This is a genomic window from Streptomyces niger (assembly GCF_000718305.1).
GTDB classification, from domain to species: domain Bacteria; phylum Actinomycetota; class Actinomycetes; order Streptomycetales; family Streptomycetaceae; genus Streptomyces; species Streptomyces niger.
Window position 1 is genome coordinate 25893 of the sequence record NZ_JOFQ01000020.1, and the last position, 23393, is coordinate 49285.

General features: G+C 73.8%; 21 protein-coding genes. 12 read left to right on the forward strand and 9 right to left on the reverse strand.

Translation table 11 applies throughout. The features are described 5' to 3' along the window. Positions 1-35: 35 nt before the first annotated feature. Positions 36-665, reverse strand: coding sequence for a helix-turn-helix domain-containing protein (locus tag IF20_RS29815; RefSeq protein ID WP_052868486.1), 630 nt, complete (start codon positions 663-665; stop codon positions 36-38). Between the two features lie 172 nt (positions 666-837). Here IF20_RS29815 and IF20_RS29820 point away from each other — a divergent pair, with 172 nt between their 5' ends. Both IF20_RS29820 and IF20_RS29825 read left to right on the forward strand, forming a co-directional pair. Beyond that, positions 838-1269, forward strand: coding sequence for a ribonuclease domain-containing protein (locus tag IF20_RS29820; protein WP_052868551.1), 432 nt, complete (start codon positions 838-840; stop codon positions 1267-1269). A gap of 363 nt (positions 1270-1632) precedes the next feature. Then, complete coding sequence (locus IF20_RS29825; protein ID WP_052868487.1) at positions 1633-2304, forward strand: bifunctional 4-hydroxy-2-oxoglutarate aldolase/2-dehydro-3-deoxy-phosphogluconate aldolase; 672 nt, start codon at positions 1633-1635, stop codon at positions 2302-2304. A 24-nt stretch (positions 2305-2328) separates the two neighbouring features. Here the strand turns inward: IF20_RS29825 and IF20_RS29830 are convergent, their stop codons facing one another. Beyond that, entirely contained in the window at positions 2329-3054 is a 726-nt protein-coding gene (locus IF20_RS29830) for an IclR family transcriptional regulator (protein WP_052868488.1), read from the reverse strand. 138 nt (positions 3055-3192) lie between these two features. Here IF20_RS29830 and IF20_RS29835 point away from each other — a divergent pair, with 138 nt between their 5' ends. Genes IF20_RS29835 through dmpG form a run of 3 tightly spaced genes read left to right on the forward strand, consistent with a single transcriptional unit; the run spans position 3193 to position 6082 of the window. Continuing rightward, positions 3193-4071, forward strand: coding sequence for a 2-keto-4-pentenoate hydratase (locus tag IF20_RS29835; protein ID WP_052868489.1), 879 nt, complete (start codon positions 3193-3195; stop codon positions 4069-4071). Beyond that, positions 4068-5054, forward strand: coding sequence for an acetaldehyde dehydrogenase (acetylating) (locus IF20_RS29840; RefSeq protein WP_052868490.1), 987 nt, complete (start codon positions 4068-4070; stop codon positions 5052-5054). The genes IF20_RS29835 and IF20_RS29840 overlap by 4 nt, the downstream gene beginning before the upstream one ends. Next, on the forward strand, positions 5051-6082 hold the full coding sequence (gene dmpG, locus IF20_RS29845; protein ID WP_052868491.1) for a 4-hydroxy-2-oxovalerate aldolase: 1032 nt from the start codon (positions 5051-5053) through the stop codon (positions 6080-6082). The genes IF20_RS29840 and dmpG overlap by 4 nt, the downstream gene beginning before the upstream one ends. Positions 6083-6156: 74 nt before the next feature. Here dmpG and IF20_RS29850 read toward each other — a convergent pair whose 3' ends face one another. From IF20_RS29850 to IF20_RS29860, 3 genes are all read right to left on the reverse strand, one after another. Further along, positions 6157-6402 carry a type II toxin-antitoxin system RelE family toxin gene (locus tag IF20_RS29850; protein ID WP_052868492.1) on the reverse strand — a complete coding sequence of 82 codons (246 nt, stop codon included), beginning with the start codon at positions 6400-6402 and terminating at the stop codon, positions 6157-6159. Continuing rightward, the gene (locus tag IF20_RS29855; protein ID WP_052868493.1) at positions 6399-6659 is read right to left on the reverse strand and encodes a type II toxin-antitoxin system Phd/YefM family antitoxin; all 261 of its coding nucleotides are present in this window, start codon (positions 6657-6659) and stop codon (positions 6399-6401) included. Before IF20_RS29855 ends, IF20_RS29850 begins: the two co-directional genes overlap by 4 nt. Positions 6660-6771: 112 nt before the next feature. Further along, entirely contained in the window at positions 6772-7989 is a 1218-nt protein-coding gene (locus IF20_RS29860; protein WP_324605597.1) for a macrolide family glycosyltransferase, read from the reverse strand. Between the two features lie 210 nt (positions 7990-8199). On the opposite strand from IF20_RS29860, the gene IF20_RS29865 reads away from it, so the two are divergent. Then, the gene (locus IF20_RS29865) at positions 8200-9396 is read left to right on the forward strand and encodes a cytochrome P450 family protein (RefSeq protein WP_110944663.1); all 1197 of its coding nucleotides are present in this window, start codon (positions 8200-8202) and stop codon (positions 9394-9396) included. Positions 9397-9599: 203 nt separating this feature from the next. Further along, complete coding sequence (locus tag IF20_RS29870) at positions 9600-10472, forward strand: transporter substrate-binding domain-containing protein (protein ID WP_052868495.1); 873 nt, start codon at positions 9600-9602, stop codon at positions 10470-10472. Between the two features lie 28 nt (positions 10473-10500). Here the strand turns inward: IF20_RS29870 and IF20_RS29875 are convergent, their stop codons facing one another. From IF20_RS29875 to IF20_RS39365, 4 genes are all read right to left on the reverse strand, one after another. Next, positions 10501-14328, reverse strand: a complete 3828-nt coding sequence (locus IF20_RS29875) for an ATP-binding protein (protein WP_052868496.1) — start codon at positions 14326-14328, stop codon at positions 10501-10503. A gap of 4 nt (positions 14329-14332) precedes the next feature. After that, complete coding sequence (locus IF20_RS29880) at positions 14333-15235, reverse strand: AAA family ATPase (protein ID WP_052868553.1); 903 nt, start codon at positions 15233-15235, stop codon at positions 14333-14335. Between the two features lie 153 nt (positions 15236-15388). Next, complete coding sequence (locus IF20_RS29885; RefSeq protein ID WP_052868497.1) at positions 15389-17743, reverse strand: VMAP-C domain-containing protein; 2355 nt, start codon at positions 17741-17743, stop codon at positions 15389-15391. A gap of 2 nt (positions 17744-17745) precedes the next feature. Further along, the gene (locus IF20_RS39365) at positions 17746-18138 is read right to left on the reverse strand and encodes a CU044_2847 family protein (protein ID WP_052868498.1); all 393 of its coding nucleotides are present in this window, start codon (positions 18136-18138) and stop codon (positions 17746-17748) included. Positions 18139-18355: 217 nt separating this feature from the next. Here IF20_RS39365 and IF20_RS29895 point away from each other — a divergent pair, with 217 nt between their 5' ends. The 5 genes from IF20_RS29895 to IF20_RS29915 all read left to right on the forward strand — a co-directional run bounded on the left by IF20_RS29895 (position 18356) and on the right by IF20_RS29915 (position 23343). Next, a complete protein-coding gene (locus IF20_RS29895; RefSeq protein WP_052868499.1) occupies positions 18356-19129 on the forward strand; it encodes a GntR family transcriptional regulator in 774 nt (257 codons plus the stop codon). 140 nt (positions 19130-19269) lie between these two features. After that, positions 19270-20286 carry a sugar ABC transporter substrate-binding protein gene (locus tag IF20_RS29900; protein ID WP_052868500.1) on the forward strand — a complete coding sequence of 339 codons (1017 nt, stop codon included), beginning with the start codon at positions 19270-19272 and terminating at the stop codon, positions 20284-20286. A 131-nt stretch (positions 20287-20417) separates the two neighbouring features. Continuing rightward, on the forward strand, positions 20418-21431 hold the full coding sequence (locus IF20_RS29905) for a sugar ABC transporter substrate-binding protein (RefSeq protein ID WP_110944665.1): 1014 nt from the start codon (positions 20418-20420) through the stop codon (positions 21429-21431). Further along, complete coding sequence (locus tag IF20_RS29910; protein WP_052868501.1) at positions 21428-22498, forward strand: ABC transporter permease; 1071 nt, start codon at positions 21428-21430, stop codon at positions 22496-22498. The genes IF20_RS29905 and IF20_RS29910 overlap by 4 nt, the downstream gene beginning before the upstream one ends. After that, positions 22495-23343 (forward strand): ATP-binding cassette domain-containing protein, encoded by an 849-nt coding sequence (locus tag IF20_RS29915; protein ID WP_052868502.1) that lies wholly within the window; start codon positions 22495-22497, stop codon positions 23341-23343. Before IF20_RS29910 ends, IF20_RS29915 begins: the two co-directional genes overlap by 4 nt. Positions 23344-23393 lie beyond the last annotated feature (50 nt).

Here is a 23393-nt window from a genome sequence, read left to right on the forward strand (position 1 = left end):
ATCCTTTCTGGGAGCGGGCACGGCCCGGAGGCGGGTCACAGGCCGCGGCGGGCGCCGTCGCCCAGGCACAGCTCGGCCGTGCCGCTCTGCATGAGGGTGTGGACGAACAGCAGCTCCGTGCCGTCGGGGGAGGCCGCGGCGATGCGGTGCGGGGTGAGCGAGTCGAAGTGCGCGGCGTCGCCCGGGTCCAGGAGCTGCACCGTGTCGCCGAGGGTGAGCCGCAGCCGCCCCTTGAGGACGTACAGCCACTCCTCGCCGGGGTGCACCCGCACCAGCGTGGCCTGGCCGTCGTGCGGCGGTACGAAGACGCGCAGCGCCTGCATGGCCCGGCCGGCGCCACCCATCGGCCAGTAGGTCCAGCCGCCGGCCTCGGAGGCCTGGGCCTCGCCGCCACGGAACACCGGCTGCTGTTCCGGTGCCACTTCGCCGAGGAGGTCGGATACCGTGGTGGAGTAGGTGCGCGCCAAGGAGAGCAGCATCGGCAGCGAGGGCTGCCGGCGCCCGGTCTCCAGGCGCGAGAGGTGAGCAGGGGACAGACCGACCCGCCGGGCCGCGGTCTCCAGCGTGAGGCCGGCGCGTCGTCGCAGGTCACGCAGGCGCGGCGCGACGACGGGCAGCTCCTCGGCCGGGCTGTCGGCCGCGTGGTCGTCCACAGGTTCGGTCATATCTCTGGTATAGCCAGACCCGACCCGAGAGGCAAAAGTTTTGCCTCAGAGGCAAGAACGTCGGCGACCTCGTCCTTCCGCCCATTTCCTCCGCCCCGCTCCCGTGAACGCCCGGGAAACTTCCGGCACTTGCATTGACAGGAACATGTCTACGCGCGTCATGCTGTACGGCATGAGAATCCCCCCACGGATCACCCGCATCGGCGCGCTCGGCGCCCTCGCCTCGGCCCTGTTCCTCGCGGGCCCCGCCGTCGCCGCCACGCCCACGGCCGCCGTCCCCGCAGCGGTGGCACACGCCGCGCCCGTGCACGCGGCCGCCGTCGGCGACATCTGCTACTCCGAGCTGCCCGACGAGGCCCACCAGACGCTGGACCTCATCGACAAGGGCGGCCCCTACCCCTATCCGCAGGACGGCACCGTCTTCTCCAACCGCGAGGGCGTCCTGCCGCAGCAGTCCAGCGGCTACTACCACGAGTACACCGTCGAGACCCCGGGCTCCCCGGACCGCGGCGCCCGCCGCATCGTCACCGGCGAGAAGCAGGACGAGGACTACTACACCGCCGACCACTACGAGTCCTTCGACCTGGTGGACCGCGGCTGCTGAGCGGTCCGGGAACGAAGCGGCGGCCGGGGCGGTGCCCCGGCCGCCGCCGTTTTTTCGATCTCTTCCCGGCTCCTTCCCGGTCCCTTCCCGGCTCCTTCCCGGCCCGTCCGGCGGCGCGTACCCCGGCGTACGGCGCCGCGCGGACGTCGCCAGGCGCGCTCGTCGCACCCCCCACTGAGGGTTTGTCAGCCGTTGCCGGTAGCGTTTCGGTGGAAACAGCGACCGGGCGGGCATCGGCGGCGAAAGTGGCCTCAAGGCGGCCACCTGCGGCGGAGCCCGACCACCGGCGCACCGGAACAGTTCCCGGGGGGCACGGCGGCGACGCCGTGTGCGGGACGGATCAAGAAAGGGCGGCGAGCTGTCGTGTACCGCTGGGAGATCACCCGGGCCGCACTGGCTCAGCGCGTTTTCGCCATCGTCCGCAGCGAGACCTACGACGAGGCCAGCGCCACCGCCGACACACTGCTGTCGGCCGGCATCACCAGCCTGGAGATCTCCCTGACCACGCCTTTCGCGTTGGAGGCGGTCACCACGCTCGCCCGTGAGCTGGGCGACGACGCGATCATAGGCGCGGGCACCGTCCTGGACGCGGCCTCCGCGCGGATGGCCGTGGACGCCGGTGCCCGCTTCCTCGTCTCCCCCCATCTGGACGCCGAGGTGATCCGTACGGGCCACCGCTACGGCATCCCGGTCTTCGCCGGCGTCGCCTCGCCCACCGAAATGGTGCGCGGCCTGGAGCTGGGCGCCGACGCCCTCAAGCTCTTCCCGGCCGCCGGCCACAGCCCCGGCTGGCTCCGGGACGTCCGCGCGGCGCTGCCGCAGGCGCCGCTGGTGCCGACGGGCGGCGTGACCGTCGAGAACGCCCCGGAGTGGATCGCCGCCGGCGCCGTGGCGGTCGGCATGGGCGCCGCGCTCTCCGCGGGCGACCGCGACACGGTCACCAAGCGCGCCGCCGCCCTCCTCCCGCTCCTCGCCGACGCCGCCCCGCCGTCCATGACGCCCGGCCTCGGCTCCCTGGACCTGTACGAGGCCTGAGCCCACCGGTACGCGGCGCCCGGCTCAGATCCCCCCGCGCAGCATCCGCGACAGCCCCAGGGCCGCCGTACGGACCGCCGGGGCGAGCGGGGCCGGGCGGAAGCGGGCGCGCGGCACGGCGACCGAGAGCGCGGCCACGGCGTCGCCGCCCGCGAAGACCGGCGCCGCGATGCAGCTGACCCCGAGCACCGCCTCCTGCTCCTCGTAGGCCAGCCCGGACACCTGCGTCTTCTCCAAGGCCGTCCGCAGGCGCGCCGGAGCGGTGATCGAGTGCGCCGTCAGGCTCGGCAGCGGGCACGACAGCACCTCCTCGGTCAGCTCGGTCCCGCCGAAGGCCAGCAGCGCCTTGCCCACCCCCGTGCAGCTCAGCGGCAGGCTGTGGCCGATGTGCGAGGGCAGTTGGAGCGCGTCGTGCCCGTGGATGCGCTCCAGGTAGACCACCTTCATGCCCTCGCGCACCCCCAGGTGCACGGTCTCCCGGGTGGCCTCGAAGAGGTCCTGGAGGAACGGCAGCGCCGCCTCGCGCAGGTCCCGCCGCCGCGGCACCAGCGAGCCCAGCTCGAACAGCCGGCCGCCGAGCCGGTAGCGGCCCTCGTCGGTGCGCTCCAGCCAGCCCAGCCGGACGAGTTCGGCCGCCAGCCGGTGGACGGTCGGCTTGGGCAGCCCCGACCGCTGTGCCAGTTCCGCCAGCCGGTACGGACCGCCGGTCGGACGGAAGGACTCCACGATCAGCGCGGCCTTGTCGAGCATGCTGGTGCCCGTCTCGTTCCGTGTCACGGAACGAACATTGTCCCTTCCGCGGCGCCACGTCTATACCGGAGCCACCGATCGGGGCCCCGCGTCCGGGAACCCCGCCTCCTTCTCGCCCGTTCGACCAGGAGACCGCGCATGCCGATCCCGCCCGAGTCCGTACCGCCGGACGACGCGCCGCCCGCCGTCGTCAAGGCCGCCGACATCCTGGCGGAGGCCGCCCGAACCGGCGTCGCCTGCCCGCCCGTTCGCGGCCTGCTGCCCGAAGGCGACCTCGATGCCGCGTACGCCGTCCAGCGGCTCACCGTGCGGCGCGAGGTCGCCGCCGGCGGCCGGATCGTCGGCCGCAAGACCGGACTGACCTCCCCCGCCGTACAGGCCCAGCTCGGCGTGGACCGCCCGGACTTCGGGGCGCTGTTCGCCGGCGCGGCGGTGCCCGAGGGCACGCCCGTAGTGGCCGGCCGGCTGCTCCAGCCCAAGGTCGAGGCCGAGGTCGCGCTCGTCCTCGCCGAGGACCTGCCGCACCGGGACTGCACGATCGCCGACGTGCTGCGCGCGACGGACTTCGCGCTGGCCGCGCTGGAGATCGTGGACAGCCGGGTGGCCGGCTGGGACATCTCCATCGTCGACACCATCGCCGACAACGCCTCCTCCGGCCTCTTCGTCCTGGGCAGCGCGCCCGTGCCGGTGACCCGGCTGGACCTGCGCGGCATACGGATGACCCTGACCCGCAACGGCGCGCAGGCGTCCGCGGGGACCGGCGCCGACTGCCTCGGCAGCCCGCTCAACGCCGCCGCGTGGCTGGCCTCCTCGCTCGCCGCCGCCGGCGACCCGCTGCGCGCCGGCGACCTCGTGCTGACCGGCGCGCTCGGCCCGATGGTGGCCGCCGCGCCCGGCGACCTGTTCGAGGCGCACCTCTCCGGCCTCGGCTCCGTACAGGCGTACTTCGCGGCGGAGACCGAAGAGGCGGGGACCGAGGTCACCACGGCCGACGAGACGGCAGGGGAGCGCCGATGACCACCGACAGCCTCGCCGGCCCCGGTACGCCCCGGGCGCGCACCAAGGTCGCGATCATCGGCTCCGGCAACATCGGCACCGACCTGATGATCAAGGTGTTGCGGCTCTCCGACAGCCTGGAGATCGTCGCCCTGGCCGGCATCGACCCGGACTCCGACGGCCTCGCCAGGGCCCGCCGCCTCAACGTTGCCACCACCCACGAGGGCGTCGAGGGGCTGGTGAGGCTCCCCGAGTTCGCCGACGTGGAGATCGTCTTCGAGGCGACCTCCGCCGGCGCCCACCGCCGCCACGACGAGACGCTGCGCGCCCTCGGCCGCACGGTCGTGGACCTGACCTTCGCCGCGCTCGGCCCGTACGTCGTGCCGCCGGTCAACCTCGACGCGCACCTGGACGCGCCCAACGTCAACATGGTCACCTGCGGCGGCCAGGCCACCATCCCGGTCGTCGCCGCCGTCTCGGCCGTCACGCCCGTCCACTACGGCGAGATCGTCGCCGCCATCTCCTCGCGCTCCGCCGGGCCCGGCACCCGCGCCAACATCGACGAGTTCACCGAGACCACCGCCGCCGCCATCGAGCAGGTCGGCGGCGCGGCCCGCGGCAAGGCGGTGATCGTCCTCAACCCCGCCGAGCCGCCGCTCCTCATGCGCGACACCGTGCACTGCCTGGTCTCGGCGTGCGACCGCGACGCCGTCACCGCGTCCGTCGAAGAGATGATCGCCCGCGTCCGGGCGTACGTACCCGGCTACCGGCTCAAGCAGCGCGTGCAGTTCGAGGCCGTGGACACCGGCGACCCGCTGCGCGGACTGCTGCCGCCGGCCGCGGCGGCCGGCGACGCCACGAAGGTCTCCGTCTTCCTCGAAGTGGCGGGCGCGGCCCACTACCTCCCGGCCTACGCGGGGAACCTCGACATCATGACCTCGGCCGCGCTGCGCACCGCTGAGCGCATCGCCGCACACCGCTCCAGCGAGGTGGCAGCACGATGACCACGCAACCGGCCGCGGCACGCACCCTCTACGTCCAGGACGTCACCCTCCGGGACGGCATGCACGCCGTCCGGCACCGCTACACGGTCGACCAGGCCCGCGCCATCGCCGCGGCGTTGGACGCGGCCGGCGTCGCCGCCATCGAGATCGCCCACGGCGACGGCCTGTCCGGCTCCAGCATCACCTACGGCGTCGGCGCGCACACCGACTGGGAGTGGATCGAGGCCGTCGCGGACGCGGCGCGCACCGCCGTGCCGACCACGCTCCTGCTCCCCGGCATCGGCACCGTCCAGGACCTTCGGCAGGCGCACGCGCTCGGCATCCGCTCCGTGCGCGTGGCCACCCACTGCACCGAGGCCGACGTCTCGGCCCAGCACATCGCGGCAGCCCGCGAGCTGGGCATGGACGTGGCCGGCTTCCTGATGATGTCCCATATGGCCGAGCCCGCCGAACTCGCCCGCCAGGCCGGGCTCATGGAGTCCTACGGCGCCCACTGCGTCTACGTCACCGACTCCGGCGGCCGGCTGACCATGGACGGCGTACGGGACCGCTGCCGCGCCTACCGCGACGTCCTCGACCCGGCCACCGAACTGGGCATCCACGCCCACCACAACCTCGCGCTCGGCGTGGCCAACACCGTCGTCGCCGTGGAGAACGGCGTGACCCGCGTGGACGCCTCGCTGGCCGGCCAGGGAGCGGGCGCGGGCAACTGCCCCCTGGAGGCATTCGTGGCCGTCGCCGACCTGATGGGCTGGAAACACGGCTGCGCCCTCTTCCCGCTGATGGACGCAGCCGACGACCTCGTGCGCCCGCTCCAGGACCGCGAGGTGCGGGTGGACCGGGAGACGCTGACCCTGGGGTACGCGGGCGTCTACTCCAGCTTCCTGCGGCACGCCGAGGCCGCCGCCGAACGGTACGGCCTGGACACCCGCGCCGTCCTGGTCGAGGTGGGCCGCCGGGGTCTGGTCGGCGGCCAGGAGGACATGATCACCGACGTCGCCCTGGACCTGGCGGCGACGCGGGGCTGAGGCCGCGGGGGAGGGGCCGCCGGCCCGCTCCGGACGTGCCCAGCCGGAGCGGGCGACAGCCGCAGCCAGTGCGGTCAGCGCATGCGGCCGAGGTGGATGACACTGATGCGGACCTGCCGATCGATGACCTCGTACATCACGCGGTAGCGGCCGACGTGGATGCGCAGCACGCCGGTGCCGCCGGACGCGCCCTCGGGTCTCGGGTCCTCGGTGAGACGGTCGACGGTGCTGAACACCTGCCGTATGCCGGTCGGATCATCCTTGGCGAACCGCTCTGCCTGGGCGAGAGCCTCGGGCTCCCAAATGATCTCGTAGCTCACGCCTCATCTCCGCCGAATACTCGGCGGTACGCCTCGGCCTGTGGGACACCGGCGCTCTCACCCCGGGCCTGACGCGCGCGGTAGGCGGACAGTGCCCGCAGCTCCTCCAGCTCCAGGGCATCGGCGGGGCTGACCAGTATGGCAATGGTCTGCCCGTGGTCGGTGATCGCGACCGGTTCGCGGGTGGCGCTGACCTCGCGTGCGATGGCGCCCAGCCGGGCACGGGCCTCCACGATCGAGTAGGTGCTCTCCGTCATGCGCACTACCTTACAATAGTGTGCACTTTCTTCCCGGGTGTCCGAGTCTTTCGGCGGTGACAGCTTCTGACGTCGCGGGTGGGCCGGCGCCCGGGCGCCGGCCCCCGTGGGGTCACGGCAGCAGCGACTCCGCCACGTCGGCGGCGCGGGCCGTGCCGCCCTCGGCGCGGAGTTCGGTCCGCAGTGCGGCCGACCGGCGGGCCACCTCCGGGTCGGAGGTCAGCTCCAGCAGCGCGGTGCGCAGCGCCTCGGGCGTGGCGTCCGCGGTGTCGATCCGCCGGGCCACGCCCAGCGACACCAGCTGGTCGGCGTTGCCGAACTGATCGGCGCTCTGCGGTACCGCGATCATCGGCACGCCCGCGTGCAGCCCTTCACTGGAGCCGCCCATGCCGGCGTGCGTGACGAACGCGTCGGCCTGCTCCAGGATCGCCAACTGCGGAACCCACGAGTGCACTTCGACGTTGGACGGAACGGTGCCCAGCTCCGCCGGATCGGTGTCCTTCCCGATCTGCAGGACGACGTGCCAGTCCGGCAGGTCCCCGAAGGCGGCCAGGCACCGCCGGTAGAAGTCCGGCAGCCGGGTGTAGGCCGAGCCCAGCGAGATCAGCAGGACTTTTCGGGCGCCGGCGGGGCGGGTCCAGGTGCCCTGGTCGCTCCGGTCGCCGAAACACGGGCCGACGAAGGTCACGGCGTCGTGGTCCACGGCGTCGGCGTGCGGCTGCATGGCCCGCGGGATCATGGCCACCGCGCGCACCGGCCGGCCGGAGAAGTCGCCCGGGTCCGGCGTGGTGGCCCCGTTGCCGGCCAGCCAGGCGGCGAACTTCGCGAAGTAGGCGTCGGCCCCGGGCAGCGCGCGGATCCGCGCGCCGATGTCGTCCGCTTCGCTCCGCCACCCCACGTACGTCGGCGAGAGCTGGAGCGTGGGACGCCCCTGGGACTCGGCCAGCGCGCGGCCCGCGTAGCCGCCGATGTCGTACAGGTACAGGTCGGCGGGGTCGTCGTCGTACAGCTCGTGCAGCTGCGGCAGCATCTCGATGGCGTCGTCGAGGAAGGTGGTCATCCCCGCGACCGGCTCCTCGGGCCAGGCGCTGCCGGTCACCGGGGGAAGGGTGGAGCGGTACGGGCGCAGCTCGGCGCCGGTGGCGGTGACCACGTCGCGCAGGAACGGGTCGTTGGCGTAGGTGACGCGGTGACCGCGGGCCACCAGCTCCCGGATGATCTCGATGCCGGGCAGGGTGTGGCTGATCACGGGGTTGCCGATCATCGCGATGTGGGCGCGGCGCGGCGACGTGCCGGAGGCGGGGGAGGCCCCGGGGGTACGGGAACGCATGAAGGATCACTCGATTCAGGTCTACGGAAGAGCAGGACACGGCGGCCCGTCGCCTGTCAGAAGGCGCGGGCGGGGGCGCGGCGGCAGCGAACCGCCGGCGGGGCCGTGTCAGCCGTAGAGCTGGACCTGGTGGTAACCCATGGCCCCACCGTAGCCTGATGTGACGGAAGTGACCAACTGAATTACGCATGCCCGGCAAGGGGGAGCCACGTGACGGACACCGTCGAACTAACCGCACTCGTACCGGACTTCAACACCGACCCGTACCCGCACTACGCCGCGCTGCGCGACCGGGGTCCGGTGCACCGGGTGCGGCTGCCCGACGGCCGGGAGGTCTGGCTGATCGTCGGCCACGACGAGGGCAGAGCCGCCCTCGTCGACCCGCGGCTGCGGAAGGACTGGTCGGCGCACCCCCAATGGCAGCCCGCCGAAGGCAGCGGCCAGCTCCTCGCCAACATGCTGCAGAGCGACCCGCCCCGCCACACCCGGCTGCGCAAGCTGGTCACCAGGGCGTTCACCGCCCGCGCCGTCGAGGCCCTGCGCCCCGCCGTCCAGCGGATCACCGACGACCTGATCGACGCCATGCTCGCGAAGGCCGGCGACGGCCGCGCCGACCTCGTCGAAGGGCTCGCCTACCCGCTGCCCATGACGGTGATCTGCGAGCTGCTGGGCGTGCCCGACCTGGACCGGGAGCGGTTCCGGCGCTGGTCGGACGCGTTCGTCACCACCGACGGGCCGGGCGGCACCGAGAACACGGAGGCCGAGCTCGCGCGCTACGTCGGGCAGCTCGTCGAGGACAAGCGGCGCTCCCCGGGCGCGGACCTCTTCAGTACGCTCGTCCGCACCACCGACGAGGACGGCGACCGGCTCTCCGGCGACGAACTGGTGGGCATGGCCTTCCTCTTGTTGGTTGCCGGGCACGAGACGACCGTCGGACTGATCGCCAACGGCGTGCTCGCGCTGCTCCGCCACCCCGACCAGCTCGCCGCGCTGCGCGCCGACTGGGGGCTGCTGGACAACGCCGTCGAGGAGATGCTGCGGTACGACGGGCCCGTGGAGACCACCACCTGGCGGTACGCCGCCGAGCCGGTCGAGATCGGCGGCACGGTGCTGCCGGCCGGGGACACCGTGGTCGTCGCGCTGGGCTCGGCCGACCGGGAGAGCAGCCGGTTCGCCGCCGCCGACCGCTTCGACATCACCCGCGACACCCGCGGCCACCTGGCCTTCGGCCACGGCATCCACTACTGCCTGGGCGCCCCGCTGGCCCGCATGGAGGCGCGCATCGCCGTCCGCACGCTCCTGGAGCGCTGCCCGGACCTGGCCCTGGACGCCGACCCCGCCGCGCTGGCCTGGCGCCCCGGCATCCTCATGCGCGGTCCGGTCCGCCTCCCGGTGCGGGTGCGCTGAACGGCACTCCGTACGCCGGGACCACTCCGTACGCCGGGACCACCGGCTCCGGGACGGGCCGCGTGGCCCGTCTCCGTATCCGGGCGCCGCGTTTCAGTCACTGGGCCACCCCTTCACCGACCGGGCCGCATCTGCCAGCCTTAAGCTCTTGATCTTGCCAGTCTCGATCTCGCCGCAGCCCCCGCCGCGTCACAGGAGCCGTCATGAAGCGTGCCGTCACGCTGTCCGCCCTCGCCTGCCTTCTCGCCGCCACCGCGGCGGCGCCCACCGTGTTCGCCGACGGCGCCACGCCGGACGCGTCCGGCGCGCCGACCGCCAAGGCCGCCAAGGCCGCCAAGGTGAGGACGAAGGTCGTGTACCGGACCGCGCCCACCCTGCTGGACACCGTGCCGCGCCGCGGCACCCTGCGGGTCTGCACCACCGGCGACTACCGCCCCTTCACGTCCCGGGACCGCAAGACCGAGAAGTACAGCGGCATCGACATCGACATGGCGCGGGACCTGGCGAAGAGCCTGGACGCCAAGGCGACCTTCGTGCCCACCACCTGGGCGAGCCTGGTCGCCGACCTCGACGGCGGGCGCTGCGACATAGCCGTGGGCGGCGTCTCGGTCACCCTGCCGCGCGCCCGCAAGCTCGCCTTCAGCGAGCCGACCCGGACCGACGGCAAGACGCCCATCGTGCGCTGCGACGACAAGAAGAAGTACCGCACGCTGAAGGACATCGACAAGCCGGAGACGACCGTCGTCGTCAACCCGGGCGGCACCAACGAGGAGTTCGCCAGGGCCCAGCTCGACAAGGCGAAGATCAAGGTCCACAAGGACAACAACACGATCTTCGACGAGATCGTCGAGGGCCGCGCCGACGTGATGATGACCGACGCCAGCGAGACGCTCTACCAGGCCAAGCTCCACCCCGAGCTGTGCTCCGTGCACCCGGACAAGCCCTTCACCTTCGCCGAGAAGGCCTACGCGCTGCCGCGCGACGACACCCGGTTCAAGGAGTACGTCGATCAGTTCGTGCACCTGGCGACCCACGACGGCACGTACGAGAAGTACGAGGACGAGTGGATGAAGTGACACCGGGGCCCGTCGCCCCGGCGCGGCATCAGCCGTCCGTGTCGTAGAGCATCGCGCACGTCGCGCCCCAGCCGCCCGGGTAGTGGTCGTCGAGGGCGGTGAGCGCGTGCCTGAGGGCGGGGAGCAGCGTGCCGTACGGGTCGGTCAGCGGGTCGAAGTAGGGGTGGCCGGGCAGGGCGCCCGGCCGCCCGCCGGGCGTCCCGGACCCGGCCGGGAACCGGGCCGGCTCCGGGCCGAGCCAGGCGGCGCCCAGCGCCCGCGCCATCGCCGCCGTCGGGTCGGACGGGGCGAGCGGCCGGACGAGACGGTGGTACCGGCGGACCGGCGAGTCCTCGGAGAAGAGCACGTAGTCGCGTACGGGCGCGTGCCGCACCAGGTGGAACGCCTCGTTCCTGGCGGCCGGGTCGGCGGTCTGCTCGAAGACCCGGCCGAGGAACGCCGCTGCCGCCGGCAGGTCGCCCAGCGCCAGCGCGTGGTACGCGGCCACCGCGCCCTGCCCGTGGTCGCGGGCGCGCAGCCGCAGTGCGTCGTGCGAGTGCCACCAGGTGAACCCGGCGGTCTCCGGCCGCCCCGCCAGGTCGCGCAGCAGCAGGTGGCGCAGCAGGGGATGCAGCTGGTCGGACTGGCTGTCCTGCACCGGCGGGGTGAGCAGGCCGTGCGAGCGGAAGTGCGCCAGGGCGCCCTGCGTGCCCGTGCCGGCGTCGCCCCACAGCCCCCAGGCGGTGAAGGCGTGGTCCAGGTCGACCGCGGCGGCGACCCGCGGCAGCAGCTCCCGCACCTCCGGTGGCACGTCCCGCAGCAGCGTGTCGAGCAGGTCCCCGGCCAGGTCCCAGCCGTCCCCGGCGGGCCGCTGCCCGGCCGGCGTGAGCAGGCGGCGCAGCCGGTACGCCCAGTCGGTGTCCTCCGGGAAGAGGGGCAGCGCGTCCAGCAGCGCGGCGACCGCGCCGGGGTGGCCGCGGGTCAGGTCGTGCACGATACGGCCGAGCCAGGCGGCCGGGCGGGCCACCGGCGGCCGGGGCAGGCCGCGGGTGCCGTCGAGCGTCTCGGCGGCCAGCTCGGTGACCTCCTGCAGGGTGGCCCCGGCGAGCTGCGCGACGACCAGATCGTCCGCCGTCCGCGTCTCCTGGCGGTGCGTCAGGCGCCAGTGGGTCAGCTGGTAGCGCAGGTCGGACCCGGCCAGCTGCTCGGGGTCGACCTGCCGGGGCACGGTCCCGGCGGTGGCCACGGCCAGCAGTGGGTCCCAGGCCGGGGTGGTGCCGCTGTCCAGCGCCCGCGCCTCGGCCAGCGCCTGCAGGAACCTCTCGCCCACCGGGCAGTCGGCGTTGTCCAGCAACAGGAGGCTGTGCACGGCGCGATCGGAGGCGCGGTAGGCGGCACGGAGGTCCGACAGCAGCGCCCGCAGCAGCACCTCGTCCACGACGGCGGCGTCCCCCGGCCGGTCCGCCAGCTGCCGCCGCAGGAACCGCAGCAGGTCGTGGTGGGTGCCGGTGCTGCGCCGGGCGACGCCGGCCAGCGCCCGTTCCAGGGAGCGCAGCCGCAGCCGGGGCTCGCCGAGCAGCGGCAGCAGCGTCCCGATGCCGGGCGGCGGCCGGTCGTCGCCGAGCGTGTCGAGGGCGTGCTGCAGGCCCCTGCGTACGGTGCCGGTGACGTCGCCGAGCGGGAAGCGGCCGAGCGCCCCGCGTGCCGCCTCGCCCAGTTCCCGTACGGACCGCGGTGCGGGCGCCAGCGCGAAGGCGATGAGCAGCCCGGTGAAGGAGGGGAAGGTCAGCGCCGGGTGCCGGGGGACCGGGAGGTGGAGCTGGCGGGCCGCCTCCAGCGCCAGTTCGGTGACCGAGGCGTACGTGCCGTCGGGGCCGTCCAGGTCGAGCCAGGCCAGCGGCGCGGACAGCTCCTGGGCGCGCGCCGCCAACTGCCGCAGCAACGTGGTCTTGCCACCGCCCGGCGGCCCGAGGAAGAGGTACGAGGGCAGCTCGCTGTGCGCGTGCGGGCCGCGGTCCAGCGACTCCAGCACCGCGGCCTTGAGGAGCCGTTCGCCGCGCGCGTCGGCCAGGTCGACGGCGCCCGGCCAGGGCACGGAGGCGGCGTGGTCGGGAACGCGCGGGCCGGCCAGGACGCCACGGGCGGGGGCGCCCTGCCGGCCCCCGGGCCGCCCGGGGGAAGCGGGCCGGGCGGCGGGGGCCGTCCCGCCGCCCGGCTCCGGCCGCCGCGGCAGCGGGGTGTCGGTGCGCCCGATCCCCAGCCGCACCAGCAGCGCGTCGTTCACCCAGGCGAACGCCCTGGCGTGGTCCGGCAGCCGGTCCGGGCCGTCCGGGTGGGCCAGCCAGGCCGGGAAGTCCGGGGAGCGGCCGACCAGTTCGTCCATCCGGCGGCCCACCGACAGCCCGGTCTCCAGCAGTTCGGCGGTGGGCACGGTGTCGAAGAGTATGGCCTTCGTCGCGGCGGGGAAGTCGAACTGCCGCAGCCGCTCGGGCACGTCGTACTCCACCGGGTGCGGCACCGCGCGCAGCAGCCCGCCGGAGAACACCTCCGCCAGGTGCGCGGTCTCTGCGGGCCACGGCACCGACTCCTGCACCAGCCGCATGGCCGGTACCGACACCGGCGCGAGCGCCGCGAGGTGGGCGGCGAGCCGGTACGCCGCGGGCGAGACGGTGTCCCGGAACCGCAGCACGGCCGCGGCGGCGGCGTCGGCGGTCGGGGGCGGTGCCGGCGCCGCCGCGGCGACCTCGCCCAGCCCGTCGTCCGCGGCCGGTGCGGTGCGCAGCAAAGGCAGTACGGCCGTGCCGCCGGGCGAGGCGACGAGGCGGGCCCACTCCGCGACCGAGGCCGGGCGCGGCGCCAGCACGGGGATCGGCACGCCGCGGAAGGACGCCAGCTCCGGCGGCAGTCCGGAGGCGGTGACCTGCCAGGTGGCGTTGGCCGAGGCCCGGCCGCGCGAGGTCACCTCCCAGCGGTCGGCGCGCACCCCCGAGCCCTTCCACATCTGCGGCGGCAGCACCTGCAGCACCGCCGTCGGGCCGCACCGTCCCCACCCGGCGAGCACCTCCTGCGCCCGGCCGCTGCGCCAGGCCGAGCCGATGCCGTCGGTGACGACGAGCACCATCGTGGCGCCGGAGGGGTCGGCGAGCACGGCCGGGTCGCCGTTGGCCGGGCCGTCCCCGAAGGGGCTGCCGCGCAGCGCCGGCCGGCCGCCGCCGCGGGTGTGCAGCCCGTACACCCGTACGTCGCGGAAGGCGCCGAGTCGTTCCAGCACGCCGCGCAGCTCGCCGCAGAGCCGCTGCCACAGCAGCATGGACGTGCCGTCGTCGATGACCAGCGCCAGGTCCAGCCAGCGTTCGCGGGCCGGCAGGATCGCCACGTCCGGGAGCCCGGTCTCGGCCATCGCGTCCACCGTCGCGGCCTCGTCGACCTCCGTACGGACCGGGCTGGGGCGCTGCTGCTGGAGCGGGCGCAGCGCGCGGGAGAGGGCGAGCGCGTCGGTGACGGCCTTGCCCTCGGGGGCGCGGACGGACACGGCCGGGCGGCCGCCGTCCCTGCCGCGCGTGACGGTGTGCTGCGAGCCCCCGTGCAGGCCGTGTCCGGCGTCCGCGCGACGGGGCGTGCGGGCGGGCGGCGAGGGGTGGGCCGTGCGGCCCGGGGCGCGGCTGGGCGGCACGGACGCCGGCCCGGCGGGACCGGCCGGGCGTGCGGTGTCGCCGGGCTCCGGTGGCGGGGCGCCGTCCTCGGGTGGCGACTCCGGGGGAGCGGCGTCCGCCGCCGGCGCGGGCAGCCGGGTGGCCAGCCAGAGCGCGTCCAGCAACTCCTGGGGCGACAGCGGCAGTCCGCTGTCGTCCAGGATGCGGCGGGCACGCTCGGGCACGGCGCTACACCGTCCCGCCGAGCCGGTGCAGTACGGCCTTGCGTACCGCCTCGGCGTCGATGTCCACGCCGCCCGCACGCAGGAAGACGGCGTTGAGGAGCTGGTCGGTGGCGAGTTCGCCGAGCGCGCGGCGGTTGAGGAACGCGGTGAGCAGGTCGTCGACCTCGGGCAGGACGTCAGGGCCGAGGTGGGCCGCGATGATCTCGCGCAGCCGGGTCTCGTCCGGGTCGGGCAGGTCCAGCCGGACGCAGCGGCGCAGGAAGGCGGGCGGGAAGTCCCGCTCGCCGTTGCTGGTGATCACCACGACCGGGAACTCCCGGCAGCGGACCCGGCCGCGGTGCACCGGCTCGGTGACGCCGGGGTCGGCGGTGAGCACGTCCACGTCGGCCTGGTCCTCGGGCAGCCGGGCCAGCTCCGGGATCTCGAACTCGCCGCTCTCGAAGACCGCGAGCAGGTCGTTGGGCAGGTCCACGTCGCCCTTGTCCAGCTCGTCGACGAGCAGGACGCGCGGCCGGTCGCGGGGCGCGAGGGCCGTGCCGAGCGGGCCGAGTCGGACGAACGTGCCGATGCCCGGCTCCGGTTCGTCCCGGTCCCGGCGGAGCGACGCCTCGCGCAGCCGGCCCACCGCGTCGTACCGGTAGAGCGCGTCCTGCAGCGTGGCGCGGCTGTTGACCGGCCAGTGCAGCACCGGGCCGAGGGACAGCTCGTGCGCGACGGCCTGCGCGAGCGAGGACTTGCCCGTACCGGGGTGGCCGGTGACCAGCAGCGGGCGGCGCAGGTGCAGCGCGGCGCTCACCACGTCGGCCTGCTCGGGGCCGATCAGGTACGGGCTGCCGCCCGGGCCCGCGCCGCCGGGCGGCGCCGTATCGGCGTGCCCGAACCGGCGCCAGGGCGGCGCCTCGGGCATCGCGGGCCGGCGGGCCGTACCGTCGCCGCGGAACAGCCGCCAGCCGTCCGCTGTGCCGGCGCCGCCGGTCGGCCGGGCGGGCCCGGGGACGGCGGCGTCCGGGGTGTGGGGGTCGGCGGATGCGTTCTCGGTGCTCATGGCTCCCTGGGCTTCCTACAGTTCCGCTCGCTCGGAGGGGTCGGTCAGATGGGCGGTCAGCGGCAGCGGGCGGCCCGGATCGTCCCACACCAGGACCGGCCGGGCCCGGTGCTCGTCGGGGGAGCTGCGGGCCTTGGCGCGGTACTCCCGTACCGCTTCCGGCAATCGGTGCACCCGCGAGGGCGGTTCCAGCCGGAAGGTGCCGACGCCGTCGGGGGCGTGCTCGGCGCGGTCCCACAGCAGCACCGGAACCCCGCAGGCCAGGCACCAGGTGGCGGTCCTGGCGCGGGTGCCGTGCGGGGTGCCGACCACGACGACGGACGCGTCCAGGTCCTCGTCCAGCAGCCCGGCCACCCGGCCCGGGTCGTCGTGCGTGTCGTCCAGCCGCATCGCGCTCTTCCTGCCCAGCGCCCGCCAGCGCCGCCGCCACACCCCGTCGCTGTCGGCCAGCCGCCGGATGCTGGGGCAGCGCAGCACCATCGGGTAGCGGGTGCCGACGACCTTGGGCGGCAGCGGGCCCGCGTCCGCCGCGCCCAGGGAGTCCAGGTCGATCTCCAGGTCGCCGTGTTCCACGATCAGTTCGACGGTCGGCCAGGCCTGCCCGACGGAGGCGCCGGCCAGCCGGTCGAGGTGCCTGTGCAGGATCTTGACGATCTCGGCCGGGGCCAGCGGGTCGGCGCCCGCGCCCGCCGCCGGCTGCAGCCGCCCGTCGCCCACGTCCGTCCAGAAGCCCGCGTCGTACCGGCGGGTGCGGCCGTGGCCCGTGCCGCCGGTCAGCTCGACCACCAGCCGGGGCGGGGCGCTCACCGCGGCCTGCGCCCACTGGTCGGCGTCGGCGCGCCGGTCGGCCAGCGTGGCGCCGTCGATGCCGAGGTGGGCGGCCATCCGCTCGTTCCACTGCCGCAGTTCGGTGCGCCGGTCGAGCGGGTTGCTGAGGGCCGCGACGAACTCCACCGCGCGCAGCAGCGCCGGTACGCCCGGCGTGCCGGCGGGGACCTGCCGCCCGTCGCCGGCCCGGCACTCCAGCGCGGCCACCCAGCGCCGCGTGTAGGCGGCGAAGACCTTCGGGTCGCTGAGGCCCGTGGCGTCGACCACCTCGTCGGGCAGCGGATACGGGAACGCGCTGCGGGTGGCTTCGGGGACGCGCCGCCGTACGTCGTCGGGGAGCGTGTCCAGCAGCTGCAGCAGCGCCCGCTCCTCCCACGGCGACATCCAGTGGGCGGTCAGCCGCGGGGTGAGGCGGGCCAGGTCGCGCAGCTTGCGGGCGTGCGCGGGGTCGTAGGGCGCGAGCACCTCGGCGAGCGCGGGCACCGCCCGCTCGACGGTGAGGAGCACCTCCGTCCACTCCTCCAGGGACGGCAGCGAGCCGTCCTCGGGGTGCGGCAGCAGGCACCGTTCGGCGAAGCGCGTGGCGTGCTTGCGGACGTGCGCCTCGTCGGGCAGCGCCCGGTCCAGCAGGAGGCGCAGGTCCTCGCGGAGCCGGTCGGGGGCGCGCTGCCGGTGCACCTGGTCCGCGCACTCCGGCAGCAGGCCGTCGGCGCCCGCCGCGGTCAGCTCGTCCTTGACGGCCTGCCAGGAGAAGGACCAGCTCAGCCGGGTGGTCATGGTGGGGTCGTAGGGCCCGGCGCCGTGCGTGACCATGGCGGCGACCAGACCGACCGCGCGCTGCTCCGCCACCGACCAGACCGGGCCGCCGCTGTAACCGCCGCGGATCGCCGCGCCGGTGGGTCCCCCGTGCACGTAGCCGATGCCGTCCTCGAAGGAGGCGACGCGGCCGTACGCGGTGTGCTCGGGGTCGCCGGTGCCGTACCGGGCGCGCACGCGCTGGGAGCCGGCCATCGGGGCCCAGCGAAGCGGTACGACGCCGGGCGGCGGGTCGCAGGTCAGCTCCAGTACGGCGAGGTCGCCGCGCCAGCGCCGGGCGCCGTGCGGCACGGCGCAGTGGCGCTCGGGGGACCGCTCGGCACGCGGCGGTATCCAGTGCGTGAGCCGGGCGGTGGAGCGGGCGACCCCGTCGGCGCCGGGGAAGCCGACCGTCAGCTCCACCGCACCCGGGTGCGCGTACGCCAACTTGTCCCGGCCGACCGCGAGGTTGACGACGTGTGCGCAGGTGAGGACGTGCCGCGGGGTGAGGCAGGCGCCGGCGCCGACGGTGCGCAGGGCGCTCCGGGGAATCGCGCGGGAGGGGGCGGGTTGGGTGCCGAGCGCGGCGCCGCCGAGGGGGGCGGCCGCGTACGCCGTGCCGGCGGTCGGGGGTCGCTCGCCGGCAGCCGGGCCGTCCTCGCTGCCGTACACCGTGACCAGCCCGGCCCGCTCGTCCGGCGCCCCGTCCTCCCCGGCCCCGTCCGGGCCCGCGCCGAACCACCGCACGCTCAGCCGTCCTGAGGGGCCGCGCCCGGCAGCTGCCAGCTGGCGGTGATCTTCATGGCGGCCTGGGCGCTGCCACCGGCGATGCCGAGCTTGAGGTCCTGCCCGATCTGCACGCCGAACTCGACGGAGAGCTCCTGCGGGGGGTTCTCCGTGTGCGCGACGGAGTCGTGCACTTCCTGGAGGAGCGGGCCGAGCGGGCTGAGGACCGCGCGCAGCCCGTCCCCGGCGAGCGCGGCCACCCGTTCCCGGCCCCGGCCCACCGGTTCGACGGTGCCGGCGCCGTCGGGCAGATCCGCGCGTGCGGCGGGCACGACGGGCGCCGGCGCCCCGACGGGGGCGAGGGCGAGGCGGACCAACGTGCGGTCGGACAATTGCAGTTCGGCGTACTCCGGCATTCGTCCATTGTGCCGTCCGGTACCCCTGTGGCCACCCGTTTCTCACGATCCGGGCGCGTCCGTACGCGGACATGACCGTCAGGGCGGCGGGCGGCGGCGCGACGCCGGAGCCGGACGTCCGTACCGAGCCGGAGCAGCGGCACGCCTTCCGTTTCATGTCCTGACAATGTGACCTCTGGACTTCCCGTCATGGACCTGGGCGGATACCCTCAACCACGTGGGGAAACAAGAAGCAGTCACCGAGGGCGCCGAAAGCCCTGTCCAGTTCAGCGTCGACCGGAGCAGCCCGGTCCCGCTGTACTTCCAGCTGTCCCAGCAGCTGGAGGCCGCGATCGAGACCGGCAAGCTGGCCCCGGGCAGTCTGCTCGGCAACGAGATCGAGCTGGCGGGCCGGCTGGGCCTGTCCCGGCCGACCGTCCGGCAGGCCATCCAGTCGCTGGTCGACAAGGGGCTGCTCGTCCGCCGCCGGGGCATCGGCACCCAGGTCGTACACAGCCAGGTCAAGCGTCCGCTGGAGCTGAGCAGCCTCTACGACGACCTGGAGGCGGCCGGCCAGAAGCCCGCCACGAAGGTGCTGCTGAACACCACCACGGAGGCCACCGCCGAGGTCGCCGCCGCGCTCGGCGTCGCCGAGGGCGCGGAGGTCGCGCTCGTCGAGCGGCTCCGGCTCACCCACGGCGAGCCCATGGCCCACCTGCGCAACCACCTCCCGCTCGGCCTGATCGACCTGGAGACCGAGCAGCTGGAGACCACCGGCCTGTACCGGCTCATGCGCGGCGCCGGCATCACCCTGCACAGCGCCCGCCAGACGGTCGGCGCCCGGGTCGCCGACGCGGCCGAGGCCGAGCGGCTCGCCGAGGAGGCGGGCGCCCCGCTGCTCACCATGCAGCGCACGACCTTCGACGACACCGGCCGCGCCGTCGAATTCGGCTCCCACGTCTACCGCGCCTCCCGCTACGCCTTCGAGTTCCAGCTCCTGGTGCGCCCCTGAGGTGCGGTGTCGCCCGCGGGCCTGAGCGCGGCACCGCCCGCGGGTCAGGATGTTCTGACAAACCATTGACGTGGTGTGTCGTACGCCGCTAGAACTCCTCCTGCCGCCATCGGGCGGCGGGGGAACGGAGGCGGTTCACGATGCGTACCGTGCGCAGGACCCGTACGGCCCATCCGCGGGGACGCGCCGCCGCGGCCGCGCTCGCGGCGCTCGCGCTGGCCGCCGGCTGCAGCGGCTCGGGCGGCAGGAACGCCGAGGATGCCGCGTCCGACGCCGCGGGGAGGACCGCGGACACCCCGCGCACGACCATCGGCATGGTCAGCCACTCCGGGGAGGGCGACACCTTCTGGGACATCGTCCAGACCGGCGCCGAGCAGGCGGCGAAGAAGGACAATGTGAAATTTCTCTACGCCAACGACAAGGAGGGGTCGCGCCAGGCCGAGCTGGTCCGCAGCATGACGGACCAGAAGGTCGACGGGCTGATCGTGACGCTCGCCAAGCCGCAGGCGCTGAAGTCGGCGGTGCAGGCGGCCGTCCGGGCCGGGATACCGGTGATCACCATCAACTCCGGCGGCGAGTTCTCCAAGGCGTACGGCGCGCTCACCCACATCGGCCAGGACGAGACCGTCGCGGGCCGGGCGGTCGGTGACGAGCTGACCGCGCGCCACCGCAAGAAGGCGCTCTGCATCGTCCACGAACAGGGGAACGTCTCGCTGGAGGACCGTTGCGCCGGGGTGCAGAAAGCATTCCGCGGTACGGTCGAGAATCTGAACGTCGACGGGGCCAACGCACCGTCCTCCCAGTCGTCGATCGAGGCCAAGCTCCAGTCGGACGAGGACATCGACGCGATCGTCACGCTCGGCGCACCCATGGCCGCGATCTCGATCAAGGCCAGGGAGCAGGCCGGCAGTGCCGCACAACTGGCGACCTTCGACCTGAACGCCGCCGTGGTGAAGGGCCTCAAGGCGAAGGACATCACCTTCGCCGTCGACCAGCAGCCCTACCTCCAGGGGTACGAAGCGGTCGATCTGCTCTGGCTGAACCGGACCAATGCGAACGTACTGGGCGGCGGCCGTCCGGTGCTCACCGGCCCCGCAGTCGTCACCGGGAAGGACGTACCCGAGCTGGCGGAGTACACCGCTCGCGGGACCCGCTGACCCCGCGACGAACAGGCATAACGGATACTTGGCGGTTGGGCCCGATGCGTCGGGCCCCGCAGAACGACTACGCACAGTGAGATCCGCGGGATCCCATCGATCCAGCGCTCCAACGAGAAGGGCACGACCTCGTGGCAAGGGTTCGGACAGGGGCACGCGCGCTCGGCGCGGTGCTGGCAGGGGTGCTCGGCCTGGCCCTGGCGGGCTGCAGCGCCACCGGCGGCAAGCGGGCCGAGGAGGCGCGCAACGCCCAGGTGGCCGGCGGCCGGGCGGCCGTGAACACCCCGAAGTGGACCTTCGCCATGGTCAGCCACTCGGGTGACGGCGACACCTTCTGGGACATCGTGCAGAACGGTGCCAAGCAGGCCGCGGCCAAGGACAACATCAAGTTCGTCTACGGCCACGACGAGGAGGGCAGCCGCCAGGCCCAGCTCGTGCAGTCCTACATCGACCAGAAGGTCGACGGGCTGATCGTCACGCTCGCCAAGCCCGACGCCATGAAGGGCGTACTGGCCAAGGCCGAGAAGGCCGGCATCCCGGTGATCACCGTGAACTCCGGCTCCGAGGTCTCCGAGAAGTACGGCGCGCTCTCCCACATCGGCCAGGACGAGTCCATCGCCGGCGAGGCGGTCGGCGAGGAGCTGAACAAGCGGCACAAGAAGAAGGCCCTGTGCGTCCTGCACGAGCAGGGCAACGTCGGCCACGAGCAGCGCTGCGACGGCGCCGCGAAGACCTTCAAGGGCAAGCTGAAGCGGCTCTACGTCGAGGGCACCAACATGCCCGACGTGCAGTCCTCCATCGAGTCCCAGCTCCAGGCCGACCCGAAGATCGACTCCGTGGTCACCCTCGGCGCGCCCTTCGCGCCCACCGCCGTGAAGGCCAAGGAGCAGGCGAACAGCGACGCCGAGATCGACACCTTCGACCTGAACGCGCAGGTCGCCGACGGGCTGAAGGACGGCTCGCTCGGCTTCGCCGTCGACCAGCAGCCCTACCTCCAGGGCTACCAGGCGGTGGACCTGCTCTGGCTGTACAAGTACAACTCCGACGTCCTGGGCGGCGGCCGTCCCGTGCTCACCGGACCTCAGGTGGTCACCAAGAAGGACGCCGGCGCGCTGGCCGAATACACGAAGCGGGGGACCCGATGAGCACCGCCGCACCACCCGCGGAACCGCAGCCCGCCAAGCCGACCGAGGGCCCGGACGAGCGCCTCGTGCACCGCTCGCTCGCCCGCCGCCTGATGGGCCGCCCCGAGCTGGGCGCGGTGGTCGGCGCGATCGCCGTGTTCCTGTTCTTCTCGTTCGCGGCCGACACCTTCCTGCAGGCGGACAGCCTCTCGACGGTGCTGTACGCGTCCTCCACGATCGGCATCATGGCCGTACCGGTCGCGCTGCTGATGATCGGCGGCGAGTTCGACCTGTCGGCCGGCGTGATGGTCGTCAGCTCGGCGCTGATCTCCTCGATGTTCAGCTACCAGATGACGGCGAACACCTGGGTGGGCGTCGGGGTGTCCCTGCTGGTCACCCTCGCCATCGGCGTCTTCAACGGGTTCCTCCTCACCCGTACGAAGCTGCCCAGCTTCATCATCACGCTCGGCACGTTCTTCATGCTGACCGGCCTGAACCTCGGCTTCACCAAGCTGATCAGCGGCACGGTCTCCACGAAGTCCATCGCCGACATGGAGGGCTTCGAGTCGGCCCGGGTGCTCTTCGCCTCGCACCTCACGATCGGCGGCGTGGACATCCAGGTCACGATCCTGTGGTGGATCGCGCTGATCGCGCTCGCCACCTGGATCCTGCTGCGCACCCGCGTCGGCAACTGGATCTTCGCGGTGGGCGGCAACGCGGACGCGGCCCGCGCGGTCGGCGTCCCGGTCACCAAGACCAAGATCGGCCTGTACATGGGCGTCGCCTTCGCCGCCTGGATCTCGGGTCAGCACCTGCTGTTCTCCTACGACGCGATCCAGTCCGGCGACGGCGTCGGCAACGAATTCCTCTACATCATCGCGGCGGCCGTCGGCGGCTGCCTGATGACCGGCGGCTACGGCTCGGCGATCGGCGCCGCGGTCGGCGCCTTCATCTTCGGCATGACCAGCAAGGGCATCGTGTACGCCCAGTGGAACCCGGACTGGTACAAGTTCTTCCTCGGGGCGATGCTGCTGCTCGCCACGCTGCTGAACGCCTGGGTACGCAAGCGCGCGGAGGCGAGCAAATGAGTACCGCGACCGACCGTGACCCCGTCGACGAGACCCGTACGCCACTGGTCGAGCTGAGCGACGTCAGCAAGTTCTACGGCAACGTCAAGGCCCTCGAAGGGGTCTCGCTGGAGGTGCACCCGGGGGAGATCTCCTGCGTGCTCGGCGACAACGGCGCCGGCAAGTCCACCCTCATCAAGATCATCGCGGGGCTGCACCAGCACGACGCCGGCACCTTCACCATCGAGGGCGAGGAGGCCCGGCTCTCCTCCCCGCGCGAGGCCCTGGACCGCGGCATCGCCACCGTCTACCAGGACCTCGCCGTCGTCCCCCTGATGCCGGTCTGGCGGAACTTCTTCCTCGGCTCCGAGCCCACGAAGGGGTTCGGCCCCTTCAAACACCTCGACGCCCGCGCGATGCGCGAGACCACCCGGTCCGAGCTGGCGCGGATGGGCATCGACCTGCGCGACGTGGACCAGCCGATCGGCACGCTCTCCGGCGGTGAGCGGCAGTGCGTGGCCATCGCCCGCGCGGTCTACTTCGGCGCGAAGGTCCTCGTCCTGGACGAGCCGACCGCGGCGCTCGGCGTCAAGCAGTCCGGCGTGGTCCTCAAGTACGTGGCCGCCGCCCGGGACGCGGGCCTCGGCGTCGTGCTGATCACCCACAACCCGCACCACGCCTACCTGGTCGGCGACCGCTTCGTGCTCCTCAAGCGCGGCACGATGGCCGGCAGCCACCTGAAGTCGGAGATCGCGCTGGAGGAGCTGACCCGCCAGATGGCCGGCGGCAGCGAGCTGGAGCAGCTCAGCCACGAGCTGGAGCGCGCGCCGTCCCCGGAACACCTGGGCGGCCACCCCCGGCACTGAGCGGTTTCCGGGAGGGGTGTGCGGAAACGCGAAAAACCGAAAAAGCGGAA